The organism is Brevibacterium sp. HMSC063G07, assembly GCF_001810665.1.
Lineage (GTDB): Bacteria > Actinomycetota > Actinomycetes > Actinomycetales > Brevibacteriaceae > Brevibacterium.
In genome coordinates, this window is record NZ_KV802358.1 from 1 (window position 1) to 205 (window position 205).

General features: G+C 62.9%; 1 pseudogene. It reads left to right on the forward strand.

Going from position 1 to position 205, the window contains the following annotated elements:
- A pseudogene (locus HMPREF2757_RS06465) lies at nt 1-205 on the forward strand (cell surface protein); the annotation flags it as partial.

Genomic DNA, 205 nt, shown 5'->3' on the forward strand with positions numbered 1-205 from the left:
AAGGACCCCGAAGAGGCTCCTGAAGCAGGCGAAAACGACAAGGGCAAGCCGGAAGCCAAGGACCCTCAAGACCAGAAGCCCGGTGCGGAAGCTCCTGGAGCTGACAAGCCCGGCACCCCGGACAATGACGGCGACAAGCCCAAGGACCCCGAGGCTAAGGACCCTGAAGCCAAGGACCCCGAAGAGGCTCCTGAAGCAGGCGAAA